18 protein-coding genes are annotated in these 15,358 nt (G+C 41.7%); 7 read left to right on the plus strand and 11 right to left on the minus strand.

Features of this window, described 5'->3' with window-relative positions; all coding sequences use genetic code 11:
- Positions 1-60: 60 nt before the first annotated feature.
- The 3 genes from G7092_RS04260 to fbaA all read right to left on the minus strand — a co-directional run bounded on the left by G7092_RS04260 (position 61) and on the right by fbaA (position 2,133).
- Positions 61-492, minus strand: a complete 432-nt coding sequence (locus G7092_RS04260; RefSeq protein WP_166086526.1) for a GNAT family N-acetyltransferase — start codon at positions 490-492, stop codon at positions 61-63.
- Positions 452-964: a low affinity iron permease family protein gene (locus tag G7092_RS04265; RefSeq protein WP_166086528.1), complete on the minus strand. Its 513-nt coding sequence runs from the start codon at positions 962-964 to the stop codon at positions 452-454. Before G7092_RS04265 ends, G7092_RS04260 begins: the two co-directional genes overlap by 41 nt.
- Positions 965-1,053: 89 nt before the next feature.
- The gene (fbaA, locus tag G7092_RS04270) at positions 1,054-2,133 is read right to left on the minus strand and encodes a class II fructose-bisphosphate aldolase (protein ID WP_166086531.1); all 1,080 of its coding nucleotides are present in this window, start codon (positions 2,131-2,133) and stop codon (positions 1,054-1,056) included.
- A gap of 219 nt (positions 2,134-2,352) precedes the next feature.
- Here fbaA and accD point away from each other — a divergent pair, with 219 nt between their 5' ends.
- Positions 2,353-3,198 carry an acetyl-CoA carboxylase, carboxyltransferase subunit beta gene (gene accD / locus G7092_RS04275; RefSeq protein WP_166090885.1) on the plus strand — a complete coding sequence of 282 codons (846 nt, stop codon included), beginning with the start codon at positions 2,353-2,355 and terminating at the stop codon, positions 3,196-3,198.
- Positions 3,199-3,262: 64 nt separating this feature from the next.
- Here the strand turns inward: accD and G7092_RS04280 are convergent, their stop codons facing one another.
- From G7092_RS04280 to glmM, 4 genes are all read right to left on the minus strand, one after another.
- Positions 3,263-3,487: a hypothetical protein gene (locus G7092_RS04280; RefSeq protein ID WP_166086534.1), complete on the minus strand. Its 225-nt coding sequence runs from the start codon at positions 3,485-3,487 to the stop codon at positions 3,263-3,265.
- Between the two features lie 39 nt (positions 3,488-3,526).
- Positions 3,527-4,015 (minus strand): hypothetical protein, encoded by a 489-nt coding sequence (locus G7092_RS04285; protein WP_166086536.1) that lies wholly within the window; start codon positions 4,013-4,015, stop codon positions 3,527-3,529.
- Between the two features lie 259 nt (positions 4,016-4,274).
- Positions 4,275-5,411 carry a cysteine desulfurase family protein gene (locus G7092_RS04290; protein WP_166086538.1) on the minus strand — a complete coding sequence of 379 codons (1,137 nt, stop codon included), beginning with the start codon at positions 5,409-5,411 and terminating at the stop codon, positions 4,275-4,277.
- A gap of 108 nt (positions 5,412-5,519) precedes the next feature.
- Positions 5,520-6,902: a phosphoglucosamine mutase gene (gene glmM / locus G7092_RS04295; protein WP_166086540.1), complete on the minus strand. Its 1,383-nt coding sequence runs from the start codon at positions 6,900-6,902 to the stop codon at positions 5,520-5,522.
- A gap of 305 nt (positions 6,903-7,207) precedes the next feature.
- Between glmM and G7092_RS04300 the strand changes: the two genes are divergently transcribed.
- Both G7092_RS04300 and G7092_RS04305 read left to right on the plus strand, forming a co-directional pair.
- Positions 7,208-7,771, plus strand: a complete 564-nt coding sequence (locus G7092_RS04300; RefSeq protein WP_166086542.1) for a phosphatase PAP2 family protein — start codon at positions 7,208-7,210, stop codon at positions 7,769-7,771.
- Positions 7,771-8,487 carry a ZIP family metal transporter gene (locus G7092_RS04305; RefSeq protein ID WP_166086544.1) on the plus strand — a complete coding sequence of 239 codons (717 nt, stop codon included), beginning with the start codon at positions 7,771-7,773 and terminating at the stop codon, positions 8,485-8,487. Before G7092_RS04300 ends, G7092_RS04305 begins: the two co-directional genes overlap by 1 nt.
- 153 nt (positions 8,488-8,640) lie before the next feature.
- On the opposite strand, the gene G7092_RS04310 is transcribed toward G7092_RS04305, so the two are convergent.
- Positions 8,641-9,717 carry a M20 family metallo-hydrolase gene (locus tag G7092_RS04310; RefSeq protein WP_438861461.1) on the minus strand — a complete coding sequence of 359 codons (1,077 nt, stop codon included), beginning with the start codon at positions 9,715-9,717 and terminating at the stop codon, positions 8,641-8,643.
- A gap of 158 nt (positions 9,718-9,875) precedes the next feature.
- Positions 9,876-11,201, minus strand: coding sequence for an MFS transporter (locus tag G7092_RS04315; RefSeq protein ID WP_166086547.1), 1,326 nt, complete (start codon positions 11,199-11,201; stop codon positions 9,876-9,878).
- A gap of 160 nt (positions 11,202-11,361) precedes the next feature.
- On the opposite strand from G7092_RS04315, the gene G7092_RS04320 reads away from it, so the two are divergent.
- Entirely contained in the window at positions 11,362-12,648 is a 1,287-nt protein-coding gene (locus tag G7092_RS04320) for a DUF2851 family protein (RefSeq protein WP_166086549.1), read from the plus strand.
- A 1-nt stretch (position 12,649) separates the two neighbouring features.
- On the plus strand, positions 12,650-12,871 hold the full coding sequence (locus G7092_RS04325; protein WP_166086552.1) for a PspC domain-containing protein: 222 nt from the start codon (positions 12,650-12,652) through the stop codon (positions 12,869-12,871).
- A gap of 128 nt (positions 12,872-12,999) precedes the next feature.
- Here the strand turns inward: G7092_RS04325 and G7092_RS04330 are convergent, their stop codons facing one another.
- Positions 13,000-13,359, minus strand: a complete 360-nt coding sequence (locus G7092_RS04330) for a DUF1493 family protein (protein ID WP_166086554.1) — start codon at positions 13,357-13,359, stop codon at positions 13,000-13,002.
- Positions 13,360-13,515: 156 nt separating this feature from the next.
- Between G7092_RS04330 and G7092_RS04335 the strand changes: the two genes are divergently transcribed.
- Positions 13,516-14,205: an HAD family hydrolase gene (locus G7092_RS04335; protein ID WP_166086556.1), complete on the plus strand. Its 690-nt coding sequence runs from the start codon at positions 13,516-13,518 to the stop codon at positions 14,203-14,205.
- Positions 14,202-14,831, plus strand: a complete 630-nt coding sequence (locus tag G7092_RS04340) for a chloramphenicol acetyltransferase (protein WP_166086558.1) — start codon at positions 14,202-14,204, stop codon at positions 14,829-14,831. Before G7092_RS04335 ends, G7092_RS04340 begins: the two co-directional genes overlap by 4 nt.
- On the opposite strand, the gene G7092_RS04345 is transcribed toward G7092_RS04340, so the two are convergent.
- Positions 14,828-15,340, minus strand: a complete 513-nt coding sequence (locus tag G7092_RS04345) for a GNAT family N-acetyltransferase (protein WP_166086560.1) — start codon at positions 15,338-15,340, stop codon at positions 14,828-14,830. The two genes, G7092_RS04340 and G7092_RS04345, sit on opposite strands and share 4 nt — an antisense overlap.
- Between the last annotated feature and the right edge of the window lie 18 nt (positions 15,341-15,358).

The raw sequence follows: 15,358 nt of genomic DNA on the forward strand, positions 1-15,358 counted from the left end.
GTATATCTAATTAAGAGCAAGACGAAACCTGATGCAAATTGGTTGCAAGGCCGGTAGCTTTTATTTCCTGATCATTTTATAATGCCATATGCCGGCTTCTTCAAACTCCGGACCTTTCTTTTCAAAATTAAACCGCTCATAAAGGGATACGGCCTGTGTTTGCGCGTGCATATACACATAGGTAGCATCGGCCGGCAAATTATCCAGAACGGTTTGCACCAGGGCCTGCCCTATGCCATGGCCACGGAATTTTTTCAATACGGCAAAACGCTCCAGTTTATAGCCCTTATCTGTTTTTCGCCAGCGACAGGCACCAGCCGGTTCTCCATTAATAGTGGCCAGAAAGTGGGTTGATTCATCTTCAAACTCCCATTCCAGTTCCGGTGGGCAGTTTTGTTCAACTACAAACACTTCGCGTCTTACGGCAAATACTTTATCCAGATCGGTTTGCTCAGTTACTTTTTTTACTTCTGGTTTTAAGTTTGTGGGCATTATAGTGTGGTTTTGATTGTAATAAAGTTAGTTTAGCATTATGATTCTCTTCGGCAGCATCAATGGAGTGCGTACAAGTGAGATCATCTTCGCGTTCGGCCAGTTCCGACAATTGTACGTAAAATTTATGCAATTGGTCGAGCTCTTTTTCATTCATATCTTCAATATCTACCATCCGGTTGCTGGCACCCTGGTGCGAAGCCAGTAATTCATTCAGTTTTAAATGTATGGCTTTTGAATCCTTGTTTTGTGATTTCTGGATCAGGAATACCATGAGGAAAGTAACGATGGTAGTACCCGTATTGATAATGAGCTGCCAGGTATCAGAATAATGAAATATCGGCCCGGTAATACCCCAAACAATAATAACGGCAATAGCAGTTAAAAAGGCCCCGGAACTACCTGTAGCAATAGTGGCCCAGTTGGCAAAATGTTCAAATAAATTCTTCTTTTTTTTAGCGATCTCTGCCATACATTATATTTATTAGGTTGGGAAACGCTTATAATAACAAAGCGCCATTACAACAAATGTAACGGCGCTTTGTTAGTTTATGATGAATATTATAATTTGCTATTTACATCAACACAATTAAGGTCTTCAAAAGCAATAGCTAGCCTTTTTACAAAGGTTTCTTCACCTTTACGTAACCAAACGCGTGGATCGTAGTATTTTTTGTTTGGAGAATCCTCACCCTCAGGGTTACCTATCTGGTGCTGCAGGTATGCTTCTTTTGATTTGTAGTAATCTTTAATGCCTTCCCAGTATGCCCATTGCATGTCGGTATCAATGTTCATTTTGATGGCACCGTAAGAGATAGCTTCGCGGATCTCTTCCTGACTTGAACCAGAACCACCATGGAATACAAAGTTGATTGGTTTTTCGGCAATTAAGCCAAATGTCTTTTTCACATACTCTTGTGAGTTATGTAAAATAACCGGTTGTAATTTCACGTTTCCTGGTTTGTAAACACCGTGAACGTTACCAAAAGCAGCGGCTACGGTAAAACGCGGACTTACTTTTGATAAATGCTCATATGAGTAAGCAACATCTTCTGGCTGAGTATATAAACGTGAGCTGTCAACGTCAGAGTTGTCAACACCGTCTTCTTCACCACCGGTTACACCCAGTTCAATCTCCAGGGTCATACCTAATTTGGCCATACGGGCCAGGTATTTTGCCGAGATCTCGATATTTTCTTCAATAGGTTCTTCAGAAAGGTCGAGCATGTGTGACGAGAAAAGCGGTTTACCTGTTTCGGCAAAGAATTTTTCGCCATGGTCAAGCAAGCCATCAATCCATGGTAAAAACTTCATGGCAGCGTGGTCAGTATGCAAAATTACGGCTACACCATAATGCTCGGCCAGTAAGTGCACATGTTTTGCAGCTGATACCGCACCTAATATACAGGCCTGAAGTTTTGAATTATCTAATGACTTGCCGGCATAAAACTGTGCGCCACCGTTTGATAGTTGAATAATTACAGGAGAGTTTACCTGTTTGGCAGTTTCCATAACCGCGTTAATGGTATTAGTACCGATAACGTTTACCGCAGGTAAAGCAAACTGATGCTTTTTAGCAACCTCAAATAGTTCCTGCACCTGATCGCCGTGCAGAACACCTTTATAATTTTTTAAATTCATGAGCTTTTATTTGGGCCTCGAAGTTATAAAATTTCTTGGTTTTAGTATAAGTATCTGATTATTTGTTACGATTTAACCGTTTAGCTACTCACTTACTGTAATTTATACACTTTGCTTGATGAAAAATAGATTAACAAATAAAACTGAACATGGATTACTTACTACTTGTTATAATATTTTTCGTTTCTTTGTAGTCAATTGAAAGAGCTCGACATAGATATGGCATGGTTTAAACGAGAGTTGAAAGGGATAATTACGACTACTGAGGAAAAGAAAGAGGCCCCCGATGGGATCTGGAATAAATGCCCTAATTGTAAGAAACCCCTGCATTATTCTGAGCAGGTTGAAAATCAATATGTTTGTCACTATTGTGGCTATCACCTGCGTATAGGTTCAAAAGAATATTTTGCAGTATTATTTGATAATAACGAATTTACAGAGTTGTTCCCTGATCTGACATCGGGTGATCCCCTGCATTTTGAAGATACTAAAAAGTATACCGACCGACTAACTGAAACCCAATTTAAAACTGGCTTAAAGGACGCTATACGCGCTGGGGCAGGTAAAATTGATGGACAAGACTTGGTTATTGCCTGTATGGATTTTAATTTTATCGGTGGTTCAATGGGATCGGTAGTGGGCGAAAAAATAGCCCGTTCTATTGATTATTGTATCGCTAACAAAGTGCCATTCCTTATGATATCCAAATCGGGCGGGGCAAGGATGATGGAAGCAGCTTTCTCCTTAATGCAGATGGCTAAAACATCAGCCAAACTAGCTTTACTGTCACAGGCTAAAATTCCATATATTTCTTTACTGACTGATCCTACTACCGGTGGTGTTACCGCTTCGTATGCCATGCTGGGTGATATTAATATTGCCGAACCAGGTGCTCTCATAGGTTTTGCAGGCCCAAGGGTTATTAAAGAAACTATCAAAAAAGATTTACCGAAAGGGTTCCAAACCGCAGAGTTTGTTCAGGAACATGGTTTTCTCGATTTTATTGTTGATCGTAGGGAAATGAAAGAAAAACTGGCTTCGTTTATTAAAATGATGGCCAATTAAAATATCGTTTCATTAAATAATAAGAAAGGCTATCCAAAACGGATAGCCTTTCTTATTATTTAATTTATTTGGTTGTTGCACCGGCATTTGCACCTCCGCCCTCTACATGCGGGTCTGGAAGGTCGGCAAAACTCCCATCTCTGTGAAATACCTTGAAATCACCTCTGTGAGGGCCATATTTTTCAATGTACCGCTCATTTTGAACGCTACCTGAATACGTATTCCGGTAGTTTGATCCTGTTTCTTTGTTATTGCCTGGGTTCATCCCGGGTCTTAAATAGCTGCTCATCGTCTTATCCTCCTATGCTATAAATAATCAAGGTATTGGTTATATACCTTCGGTACCCGGCTCGTGGCCTATCATTCGGCCGGTGGTACGGCCTTGCGGACGGCTTTCAAAGTCGGTTTTAGCTGGGCCTTCGGATGGGAACTCTTTTTTGTTTGGCGGTGTTACGTCGTTTTTTTCGCTGTATGAAGTATCTGCACCACGCATGGGCTGATCAACTTCCGGTTGGCTATGATAGCCTGAGCCTTCTTTTTTTATTTGACCTTCTTCAGGTAGCTCATTATCATCGTCTTCTTCTGGAACTTCATCGGGGCGATCATATTCCTCATCCTCATCATTTAGGTCTTTTTGATTAAACGTGGGTTTCAGATCATTAGTATAAGCATCCTCATCCTCTTTCAGTTCGTCGTCACCCAATTCATTACTATTAAATGCATCTTCGTTTTGGCGGGGGAAAGAGCTGTTGGTATGGTCGGAATCATTACGATTATTGTCCCGGGAATCCCAGGCTTCTTCTTTATTGGTCATCATAGGTTTTTAATTTAGTAGTTAATTGATAAACCAGTTTGATTCCTGAATTGTTTTTATTTTTTCTAAATAAGAAAATTAATTTCTTACAATATGAATTTATTTTACTTGATCTTGCGCTCGTTTGCAACGAGTGTTTAACATTGGTTTGCGTTTTAAGCACCCGTTGCAAACGAGCACAAGTTGAAATGACAATGGGGTATAACGAAAAAGCCCGTCATTAACAAAATGACGGGCTTTGAAAACGAATTGTCTTTTTAATTTAAGCGTTCACCAGGCAAAGTTCACGAACTTTGGCTACAACGTAATCAACTTCTTCTTTGGTGCTGTATTTGGAGAAAGAGAATCTTACCGATGGTCTTGACGAGCTAGCGCCAATAGCCGTAAGTACATGCGAGCCAATATCGCTACCCGAGCTGCAGGCGCTGCCACCAGATGCCGAAATTCCGGCAATATCCAGGTTAAACAACAGCATATCCCCCATTTCCATTTCCGGGAAGGCTACATTAAGTACAGTGTACAAGCTTTTCTCCGGATCTGTTTCGCCATTAAAGCTAACACCCGGTATCTGATCAGTTAGCTTACCCATCATATAGGTTTTCAGGTCTTGTATATGATTGCGGTGCTGCTCCATTTCGGTATAAGCCAGTTCAAGCGCTTTGGCCAACCCTACTATGCCATAAATGTTTTCGGTACCGCCACGCATGTTACGTTCCTGTGCACCGCCATAAATAAACGGTTTTATTTTAATACGATGGTTGACGTGTAAAAAGCCCACACCTTTTGGCCCATGCAGCTTATGCCCCGCACAAACTAAAAAATGTGCCTTTAGTTTACTCAGGTCATGTTCGTAATGCCCCATAGTTTGTACGGTATCACAATGATAAATAGCATTGTATGCCTCACAAAGATCACCAATGCGGATCATATCAGACAGGGTGCCGATCTCGTTATTGGCATGCATGATAGATACAAAACTGCGTTCATTATTTTTCAATAATGTTTCCAGGTGATCATAATCCACATTGCCCTTGCTGTCTACATTAACGAAGCTTAACTTGATGATGCCCGATTTTTCCATCGCTTCCAGTGTATGCAGCACTGCGTGGTGCTCAATTGGAGTAGTAATAGCGTGGGTAATATTATGATCAACAATACCACAGCGGATGGCTGTATTATCGGCCTCGGTGCCGCTTGATGTAAAAAAGATCTCGGCAGGTGAAGTGTGCAATAAACCGGCTATGGTTTTACGTGCCCGTTCGATCAGTGTGCGTGCTTCGCGACCATGGGCATGAATAGACGAAGGGTTACCATAATGGTTCTCCATCACTTTGTACATTTCTTTTAAAACTTCCGGATCAAGCGGTGTGGTAGCCGCGTTATCAAAGTATACACGCATCTCTCTTTTGTAATTATTGAATTATTGAGTTAGTGAATTAGTGATTGAAATGGTGATATGCAGCATTTGAAACTACTATCTCACCACTCTCTACTCACCGCTCACTACTTAATTTAATATTTCTTTTATATCGGCAATTATTTTGTTTGCCAGGCCGTTTGCTACCGTTTCTGAATTACCCTCAGAGTATATCCTGATGATGGGTTCGGTATTTGACCTGCGCAAATGTACCCATTCTTTGTCAAATTCTATCTTCAGGCCATCAATGGTGCTGTGCGGTTGTTTGCTGTATTTCTGCTCAACTTTAGTTAAAAGGGCATCTATATCCATTTCGGGCGTAAGGGTTATTTTATTTTTCGAAATAAAATAACCGGGGTATGACATACGAAGCTGAGAAATAGATTTGCCATACTTAGCCAAATGAGTTAAAAACAGGGCGATACCCACTAAAGCATCGCGACCGTAATGCAGTTCGGGATATATTACCCCTCCATTGCCTTCACCACCGATAACGGCGTTTACCTCTTTCATTTTGTTAACTACGTTCACCTCGCCTACCGCAGCCGCATGGTATTCGCCGCCTTCTTTTTCGGTAACATCGCGCAGGGCACGGGTTGATGACAGGTTTGATACTGTATTGCCTTTATTGTTTTGCAGCACGTAATCGGCCACGGCCACCAGCGTATATTCTTCGCCAAACATGTTACCATCTTCGCAAACAAAGCAAAGTCGGTCAACATCCGGATCAACTGCTATACCTAAATGTGCTCTTTTGGCGGTTACTTCTTTTGATAAAGCCACCAGGTTTTCTGGCAGCGGTTCCGGGTTATGCGGAAAATTGCCATCGGGTTCGCAATATAGTTCATGAACGGTATCTACGCCTAAAGCTTTAAGTAAAGCCGGTACATAAATACCACCGGTAGAGTTTACACAGTCTATAACTACACTAAATTGCGCATTTTTAATAGCCGCCACATCAACCAGAGGTAATGCCAGTATCAGGTCGATATGTTTTTGCATCCAGCTATCGTCTTGGGTAACTTTACCCAGGTCGTTCACATCAGCATAATCAAAATCGCTGTTCTCGGCCATTTCCAGTACCTCTTTGCCATCAGCATCACTTATAAATTCGCCTTTAGCATTCAATAGTTTAAGGGCATTCCATTGTTTTGGGTTGTGGCTGGCAGTAAGGATAATGCCCCCTGCGGCCTGCTCGCCGGTAACGGCAACTTCCACAGTTGGTGTGGTAGACAGACCCAAGTCGATCACGTCGATGCCCAGACCCTGCAATGTGCCAATAACCAGATTATTGACCATAGCGCCGGACAAACGCGCATCGCGACCAACGACAATTTTTTTGATGCCTGATTTTTTTACGGCCCATGCACCATAAGCCGATGTGAATTTAACAATATCCAATGGTGTTAAACCGTCGCCAACAGCACCGCCTATGGTGCCGCGGATCCCTGAGATAGATTTTATGAGTGTCAAAATTATTTGGTTTTGAGTGGCAAAAGTAAAAATATTTAAATGATAAGCGGCGTATAAACGGGTACAATTTGCAGGCTGAACAGGTTTTATAAGCTACTTTTTTCACGCAAACGTTTGTGATAACATGCTTTTAAAACGGAAGTTTAAATGCAACAAAGCTACATTATGTACTTTGATTGTAAATTATCCGTTTATTTATCAGCATTAGCCGTACTGCATCAATGTTGTTTTAAAGTAATTGATAACTTTGTTACCTAATTGCGGCTTCATATTCGTACGGCTTTTATCATTACATACAAACGGCAATGCCAGAACATCTATTACAACTCGACCGGCATTTATTCTATTTTATTAATCATGATCTGTCGAACCCGTTTTTTGACTGGATTATGCCTTTGCTGCGTAACCCAAAATTCTGGATCCCGCTATATCTGTTCATTATAGGTTTTTGTATCTATCGTTATAAAAAAACGGGCGCTATTATTATTTTATTGCTGGCCATTACCGCGGGTTTTGCCGATTTTAGCAGCGCCAGTATCATTAAGTATAATGTAAAACGTTTGCGTCCCTGCCGCGACCCTATCGTTTCGCAAACTGACATCAGTCGGGTACCCTGCGGAACGGGCTACAGCTTCCCTTCTACCCATGCTACCGATCACTTTGCCATGGCTATTTTCCTGAGCCTGGTATTTTTCAGGAAATGGCGCTGGATATGGCTTTGGGCCATACTTTGGGCTGGTATTATCAGCTTTGCCCAAGTGTATGTAGGTGTACACTTCCCTGTTGACGTTACCTGCGGCGCTATTTACGGTGCGTTGATTGGTGGCTTATTTGCCTTACTGTTTAAAAAATTACAACCTGCTTTTTAATGGCTGTCTGGAAAATTTGTTTATTATTTTTTTGTGCCTTCTTTGGCGGTACTTCTGTGTTCTTCTTTAAGGGCGATAACCATAAAACTCTTAAACTGGTGTTATCATTCAGCGGCGCTTATCTGTTTGGCATTACGGTGCTGCATCTAATACCCGATGCCTATCATGGTAATGATAATTGGGTAGGTGTTTTTATACTGGCCGGTTTTCTGTTTCAGATCATACTGGAGCAGTTCTCTGATGGTATTGAACATGGACACATGCATAAACCTAAGCATGATATGCCTATTTTTCCGATGGGGATTATGATCAGTCTTTGTTTACATGCTTTTCTGGAAGGAATGCCGCTGGCACGGGGCAATCAGGATCAGTTGGTGTATGGCATCGCCTTGCATCACATACCAGCAGCTTTTGCACTGGGTACAGTTTTACTGACCAATAAGCAGAGTAAACAGCATACTATTTTATTCGTCGCCTTATTTGCAGTGATGGCGCCTGCGGGTTATTTTTTCAGTAATGCGCTCAGCAATGGCAATATTGGCAATTTGCAGCATTACTTTAACCGTATTATGGGGGTGGTTATCGGTATATTTTTGCATATTTCCACCACTATCCTGTTTGAATCAAGCGCCGATCATCGCTTTAACCTACGTAAAATGATTGCGGTGTTACTGGGTGTTGCCATAGCATTGGGGGCTTTTTTGGGAGAGATGTAGAGCCTCCCAGCCCCCTGAAGGGGGAGCTTTTGACTTGCTAATTCAGTAAATCAATGTAAATAACAAAGCCCTGGTTTCTTTTGGAACCAGGGCTTTGTTATTTTTTAGTCGTGCTAATAAAAAAAGCTCCCCCTTCAGGGGGCTGGGGGGCGTCTAATTTATACTTTCCAGCATTTTTATATACAGATCGATGCCTTCTCTGATTTCGTCTACATAAACAAACTCGTCGGCGGTATGCGAACGTGCCGAATCGCCGGGGCCAACTTTGATGGATGGGATATCTAGTAGCGATTGATCTGATGTGGTTGGTGAACCGTAAGTGGTGCGACCTAAAGCAATACCTGCCTGAACTATTGGATGTTCTTTAGGTATAGATGAAGGTTTTAAGCGGATAGAGCGCGGATTAACATCGCAGCTTACATGTTGGCGAATAATCTCCAATACTTCTTCATTGCGGTAAGCATCGGTAACCCTTACATCAACTGTAAAGGTACAGCTGGCAGGTACCACGTTATGCTGCGAACCTGCATTGATAATAGTTACCGACATTTTGATCGGCCCAAATACTTCCGATTCTTTCGGGAAAGTAAAACTACGGAACCATTCGATATCCGTTAACGCTTTATAAATGGCATTGTCGCCCTCTTCACGTGCGGCATGACCTGCTCTGCCATGCGCCACGCAATCCAATACCATTAAGCCGCGCTCAGCAATAGCCAATTGCATTAGTGTAGGCTCGCCTACTATACCAAAATCAAGCTTGCCTAGTTCAGGAATGATGAGTTCCAGACCATTTACACCTGAGATTTCTTCTTCGGCTGTGGTGGCCAGGCAAAAGTTGTATTTTAAATTCTCCTTATCGTAAAAATAGAGAAATACCGCTATCAATGATACCAGGCATCCGCCCGCATCATTGCTGCCCAGGCCATAAAGCTTGCCATCTTCAATTTTGGCGTCATATGGATCGCGGGTATAGCCCGAATTAGGTTTTACAGTATCATGGTGAGAGTTGAGTAAAATGGTAGGCTTGGCTGCATCAAAATGCTTGTTCCAGGCCCAGATGTTGTTCATTTTACGATGGGTTTGTACACCGCGCTGCTGTAAAAACTCATTGATCAGATCGGCCGTGCGATCTTCCTCTTTACTAAACGATTGTATGGATATCAGTTGCTGCAGTAAAGATACTGCCTGTTGAAATAGATTATTGTTATCGGCCATATATGTAGGCATATCCTATGATGGTAAGCGGGCAAAATTAATATTTTTTAGCCAGTATATTGGTATCAAGTAATTAGTATCAAGTATCAAGACAGCTGCATTTATTTTTATAACGACTTGAAAAATCTTGATACTTGATACTAATTACTTGATACTAAATAAAAACTAAATTATTCATCTTCTATTTTAGAATGTTTGCGCGTGTCATTCATCGTAGTGTATAAAATCAGTGACAACGCGATGCAGACAGTTACATACCAGTAAAACCATTGCTGATGGTGCTCATTTTTAAATAGCAAGGCTATGTACTCGGCAGAGCCGCCAAATAAAGAAACGGCTATAGCATACGGGAAACCTACGCCGAGGGCGCGTACATTGGCCGGGAAAAGTTCGGCTTTAACTACGGCATTGATGGAGGTATAACCACTTACAATGATCAGGGCCGCTAATATCAACGCAAAAGCTACCCAAACATCTTTGGTTTCGCTCAAAAGCGTCAGGATAGGTACCGTGGTAAGTGTGCCCAATACCCCGAATCCAATGAGCAGAGGTTTTCGGCCAATTCTGTCAGATAGCAGGCCAAAAACCGGCTGTAACAGCATAAATACGGCAATGGTAAGCGTTGATACCAGGGAAGCACTACTTTTGCTAAAACCAGATGTGTTTACCAGGAATTTTTGCATATAAGTAGTAAACGTATAAAAGGCAAGTGTGCCTCCTGCCGTTAAGCCAATTACCGTAAATACAGCTTTGGGGTGCTTAGCTAAAGCCTTCAATGTGCCATGCATTGATTTTGACTGGTCGCTTTCATTGGTAAATGAGGCCGATTCCTGCAGGCTGCGTCTTAAATACATGGTAATAATCGCCAAAAGAGCGCCTATACCAAAGGGAATGCGCCAGCCCCAGTTATGCAGTTGCTGTTCGCTTAAAAAAACACGCTGCAGTAAAATTAATACGCCTAATGCCATCAGTTGCCCCATGATCAAGGTTACATACTGAAAACTGGAATAGAATCCCCTGTGTTTTTTGCCTGCCATTTCGCTCAGGTAAGTTGCGCTGGTGCCATATTCGCCACCTACGCTTATTCCTTGTATAATGCGGGCCAGTACCAGCATCAAGGGAGCAGCTACCCCAATGGTACGGAAACCAGGTGTTACAGTGATGATGAACGAGCCCAGGCTCATCAATAATACCGATGCGGTCAATGCTTTTTTACGACCATACCTATCGGCAAAAGTACCCATGAGCCAGCCGCCAACGGGCCGCATCAAAAAGCCAATGGCCAAAATACCTGCTGTATTTAAAAGCTGCATGGTTTGATTATCTGATGGGAAAAACGCGTCGGAAAAGTATAGGGAAAAGGCAGTATACACATACCAATCGTACCATTCTACCAAATTACCTAAGGAGCCGCCTATGATGGATTTAATACGCCCGGTTGTTGTTTTGGGTATAGATTTGGTTGTCGATGGTTTGTCCTTGGTTTCTTCTTTCATAGATTGTGGTTAGCGTATCTGATCATAAATGTAAGAGAATTTGATTGATCTTGCCTAAAATCAAGGTAATCCGTTAATCCTCCAAATCAAGATTCAGAAAAAAATCAGCGACATCAATAAAATCAGCTAAATCAACGGTCAAAAATAATTACCTTGTTTGATGCTTTTTACCGAAGACTTTTTGCATTATGTATGGAAATTCAGGCTGTTTGATCGCACCGATTTGAAAACGGAAGATGGCGAAAACCTGGAGATTCTTTCGGCCGGAATGGCTAATACCGACTCAGGGCCCGATTTTCACAATGCCCGCGTAAAAATAGGTGAAACGGTTTGGGCCGGGAATGTGGAGGTGCATTTATCCTCGTCTGATTGGCAAAAGCATGGTCATACTACCGATAACGCTTATGACAACGTGATACTGCATGTGGTTTACCGCAATGATGTACCGCTTATCCTGTCCAACGGACGTAAAGTGCCCACCCTACAACTAAAAGATCGCGTGCCTGACGAACTATACAACCGTTATCATCAAATGGTATTTGGAGATCAGCATATTATTCCCTGTGAAAAAAGTATTGCCGGTATTGATGGGCTCATCATGAGCAACTGGCTTACCAGGGTGTTGGTAGAGAGGCTGGAGAAACGTTCTATAGCCGTAACAGATTCTCTTAATATCAATCATAACGATTGGGAGGAGACTTTTTACCAGTTCCTGGCTGCTAACTTTGGCTTTAAAACTAATGCCTTGCCCTTTGAATTACTGGCCAAATCTTTACCGCAACTTACCCTGGCCAAACACAAAAATAACCCCATGCAAATTGAGGCCCTTATATTTGGGCAAGCCGGGTTCCTGGAAGCAGAGCTTAAGGATGAATATCCTCTGAAGCTAAAAAAAGAGTACGATTTTCTGCGGAAGAAATACAATCTGCAACCTATTGAAAACCATTTGTGGAAATTCATGCGCCTGCGACCACAAAATTTTCCGACCATCCGGCTGGCGCAATTTGCGGCGTTGATTGTGCAATCGAATCACCTGTTCTCCAAAATTCTGGAAATAAAAGACATCAACGCGTTACGGGCACTGTTTACCGATATCAAGGTGAATGATTATTGGGAAGATCACTATCGTTTTGATATGCAATCAAAACCGGTACCAAAAACTTTGGGGGCAGCTTCCATCGATATACTGCTGATAAACACTTTGGCTTTGTTTTTGTTCAGCTATGGAAAGCAGCACCAGCAGCAGTATTATATTAGCAGGAGCTTAAAGTTATTGGAAAATTTACCGGCCGAAAAGAACAATATTACCGAAGATTTTATTACCTTAGGGCTGAAAATTAACAATGCTTTTGAGTCGCAGGCGCTGCTGGAGTTGAAAAATAATTATTGTAATTATAAGAAATGCCTGCAATGTGGCGTTGGTAACAAAATATTAAAACTTGCCTGACATGATACAGAGAATCCTTACTTTTTTTGAACGATACTCCTTTGGTGTATGCACCTATCTTGGCGAAAAGTTTAACATTTCCATCTCAAAGATCCGTTTGTTTTTTATTTACTCTTCTTTTCTTGCGGTTGGTTTTCCGCTGATATTCTATTTCTTTGCCGGTATTGTGCTGGATATCCGCAATTTTGTAAAACGCCGCCATACCGGGGTTACGGACAGATAAAAAGGCGTGAGTTTGTTCTGAACCTTGATTTATAGGATTAAAAGATTATTGGGATTTTTGAACTGAATTGATTTCATTGAAAGTTCTGCTTTAAAAAATCCGGGATCGAAATTCCGAATTCCCAAATCTTACAATAGTCTTCCGGTTTTTACAGCATCCTGCAAGTTGCTGATCTTAAACTTTGGTTTATAGCAATATAGAGCCAGTTGTTTTGCCCATGTACTGTTGTATCCAAACATAATCTTGATCATACGTACCCGGGTTGAGCCTTTGGGATAACCATATTTATACCAGGTGAATTTGGATTGATCAACTTTAAACTGATCAGCAAAATCGGCCAGGAAAAGATCTATCTCGATATCAAAAATATCCAGATCCAGATCAATGCTGGTATCCAGGTTCAGGCTACCCGGATCAACATGATTCAGCTTATAGCGGTTGCAATAATCAACAATAAATTCTTTTAAGGGTGGCAGTACTTCTTCCATTTTAATCGAATATAGTTTTGACCATGTGTTGTATAGGACGTTGTTTTTAAAATTAGGTTGCATCTGTAGAGACAGTATTTAAAAAAAAAGGTTACCATAAATCCGCAGGAAATAAACGCCGGATGATTATTATTGCAGTCTTGTTTATAAAAGCACATGAAACTAAAGGTTATAGCTTTTGATGCCGACGACACCCTCTGGGTAAACGAGCCCTATTTTTTAAAAACCGAAGAGAAGTTTTGCAGTTTACTGGAGGATTTTTTACCCCAGCATACGGTTTCGAATGAACTTTTTAAGATCGAGATAGCCAATTTAGCCCTTTATGGTTATGGTATAAAAGGATATATCCTGAGTATGATTGAAGCTGCGCTAAAAATATCCGACAAAAAAATAGGCCTCGACGCTATCGAGCTAATCATGGACTATGGCAAAGGAATGCTCAATGAACCTATTGAACTATTGGATGGTGTGGAAGATGTATTGGCAACCTTAAAAAAGCATTACCGCCTGGTGGTGGCCACCAAAGGTGATCTGCTCGACCAGGAACGTAAGCTCAAAAAATCAGGCCTCTCACATTATTTTCACCATATCGAGATCATGTCTGATAAACAGGATGATGATTATACCAAACTGATCAAACACCTGGATATCAAACCGGCCGAGTTTATGATGGTGGGCAACTCCTTAAAATCTGATGTAATGCCGGTGCTTAATATCGGCGGTCATGCCATCCACGTCCCTTTTCATACCACCTGGGCCCATGAGCATGTAGAAACTAATTTAACCCACGAAAATTTTAATCAGGCTGATACACTTCGGGAAATTCTGCCGTATATACTTTCATGAAGCATAAATTAAACATTGATACCTGGGCGCGTAAAGAGCATTTTAATTTTTTTAAAACTTTCGAAGAACCATTTTATGGCGTTGTGGTCAATATCGACTGTACAAAGGCCTACAGTTACGCTAAGGATAACGGTGTGTCTTTTTTTCTATATTATCTGCATAAATCCTTAGCTGCTATCAACGAGTTGGAACCATTCAAATACCGTATTTATGGCGACGATGTTTTTGTTTATGACCGTATAAACGCCGGCCCAACTATTGGTCGTGCTAACGGCACTTTTGGTTTTGGCTATATCGATTTTCATCCTTCGCTAAATACTTTCCTGGAAGGTGCTAAAAAAGAGATTGAAAGGGTGCAAAGTACCACCAGTCTTTTTGCCCTAAAGCTCGATGATGATATTGTACATTATTCGGCTATGCCCTGGATCAATTTTACCAGCTTATCCCATGCTCGTAGTTTTTCGTTCCCGGATAGCTGTCCTAAAATATCATTCGGAAAAATGACGGAGGATAATGGTAAAAAAAGCATGCCGTTATCACTTCATGTACATCATGCTCTGGTTGATGGCTTACATGTGGGGCAATACTATGATCTTTTCCAGGAACTGATGAACAGTAGTAATTAAACTACTGCTTTTTCCATTACAATGAGCTCTATCAACTGTTTAGGGCTACCAAAGCGGCCATGCGCATGAAAGGGTTGTATCTCACCGGTAAATGCGTAACCACGGCGCTCATACCAGCTAATGAGTTCTGCACGGGTGCGGATAACCGTCATGGTCAGGGTATGACAATTCAACTGTTTGGCTAATACCTCAGCCGCTTCCAATAAGGCCCGCCCTACTCCTTTCCCCTGCAATACAGGCGATACACTAAACATACCGAGGTATAGTTTTGGCCCTTTCACTTCCAGGTAGACGCAGCCTGTGATCAGGCTGTTATCATCCGTGTATTTTAATATAGTGATAGCCTCGTTAGCGAAATATTCTTTCAGCATCGTTTCATCAATCCGGATACCATCGAGCATATCAGCTTCCGATGTCCAGCCTTTTTTCGACTCTTCACCGCGGTAGGCGCTGTTAACTAATACATTTAATTCGGGAACGTCGGCAAGTGTGGCTTTGGTAATGGGCATATAGTAAAAAGGGCGTTA

Source organism: Mucilaginibacter inviolabilis (genome assembly GCF_011089895.1).
In the GTDB taxonomy this organism is placed as follows: Bacteria; Bacteroidota; Bacteroidia; order Sphingobacteriales; family Sphingobacteriaceae; genus Mucilaginibacter; species Mucilaginibacter inviolabilis.

Bases quoted from the DNA above. Each gene is read 5' to 3' on its own strand.
- G7092_RS04260 (WP_166086526.1), bottom strand. From the start codon at position 492: ATGCCCACAAACTTAAAACCAGAAGTAAAAAAAGTAACTGAGCAAACC.
- G7092_RS04265 (WP_166086528.1), bottom strand. From the start codon at position 964: ATGGCAGAGATCGCTAAAAAAAAGAAGAATTTATTTGAACATTTTGCC.
- fbaA (WP_166086531.1), bottom strand. From the start codon at position 2,133: ATGAATTTAAAAAATTATAAAGGTGTTCTGCACGGCGATCAGGTGCAG.
- accD (WP_166090885.1), top strand. From the start codon at position 2,353: ATGGCATGGTTTAAACGAGAGTTGAAAGGGATAATTACGACTACTGAG.
- G7092_RS04280 (WP_166086534.1), bottom strand. From the start codon at position 3,487: ATGAGCAGCTATTTAAGACCCGGGATGAACCCAGGCAATAACAAAGAA.
- G7092_RS04285 (WP_166086536.1), bottom strand. From the start codon at position 4,015: ATGATGACCAATAAAGAAGAAGCCTGGGATTCCCGGGACAATAATCGT.
- G7092_RS04290 (WP_166086538.1), bottom strand. From the start codon at position 5,411: ATGCGTGTATACTTTGATAACGCGGCTACCACACCGCTTGATCCGGAA.
- G7092_RS04300 (WP_166086542.1), top strand. From the start codon at position 7,208: ATGCCAGAACATCTATTACAACTCGACCGGCATTTATTCTATTTTATT.
- G7092_RS04305 (WP_166086544.1), top strand. From the start codon at position 7,771: ATGGCTGTCTGGAAAATTTGTTTATTATTTTTTTGTGCCTTCTTTGGC.
- G7092_RS04310 (WP_438861461.1), bottom strand. From the start codon at position 9,717: ATGCCTACATATATGGCCGATAACAATAATCTATTTCAACAGGCAGTA.
- G7092_RS04315 (WP_166086547.1), bottom strand. From the start codon at position 11,201: ATGAAAGAAGAAACCAAGGACAAACCATCGACAACCAAATCTATACCC.
- G7092_RS04320 (WP_166086549.1), top strand. From the start codon at position 11,362: ATGCTTTTTACCGAAGACTTTTTGCATTATGTATGGAAATTCAGGCTG.
- G7092_RS04325 (WP_166086552.1), top strand. From the start codon at position 12,650: ATGATACAGAGAATCCTTACTTTTTTTGAACGATACTCCTTTGGTGTA.
- G7092_RS04330 (WP_166086554.1), bottom strand. From the start codon at position 13,359: ATGGAAGAAGTACTGCCACCCTTAAAAGAATTTATTGTTGATTATTGC.
- G7092_RS04335 (WP_166086556.1), top strand. From the start codon at position 13,516: ATGAAACTAAAGGTTATAGCTTTTGATGCCGACGACACCCTCTGGGTA.
- G7092_RS04340 (WP_166086558.1), top strand. From the start codon at position 14,202: ATGAAGCATAAATTAAACATTGATACCTGGGCGCGTAAAGAGCATTTT.
- G7092_RS04345 (WP_166086560.1), bottom strand. From the start codon at position 15,340: ATGCCCATTACCAAAGCCACACTTGCCGACGTTCCCGAATTAAATGTA.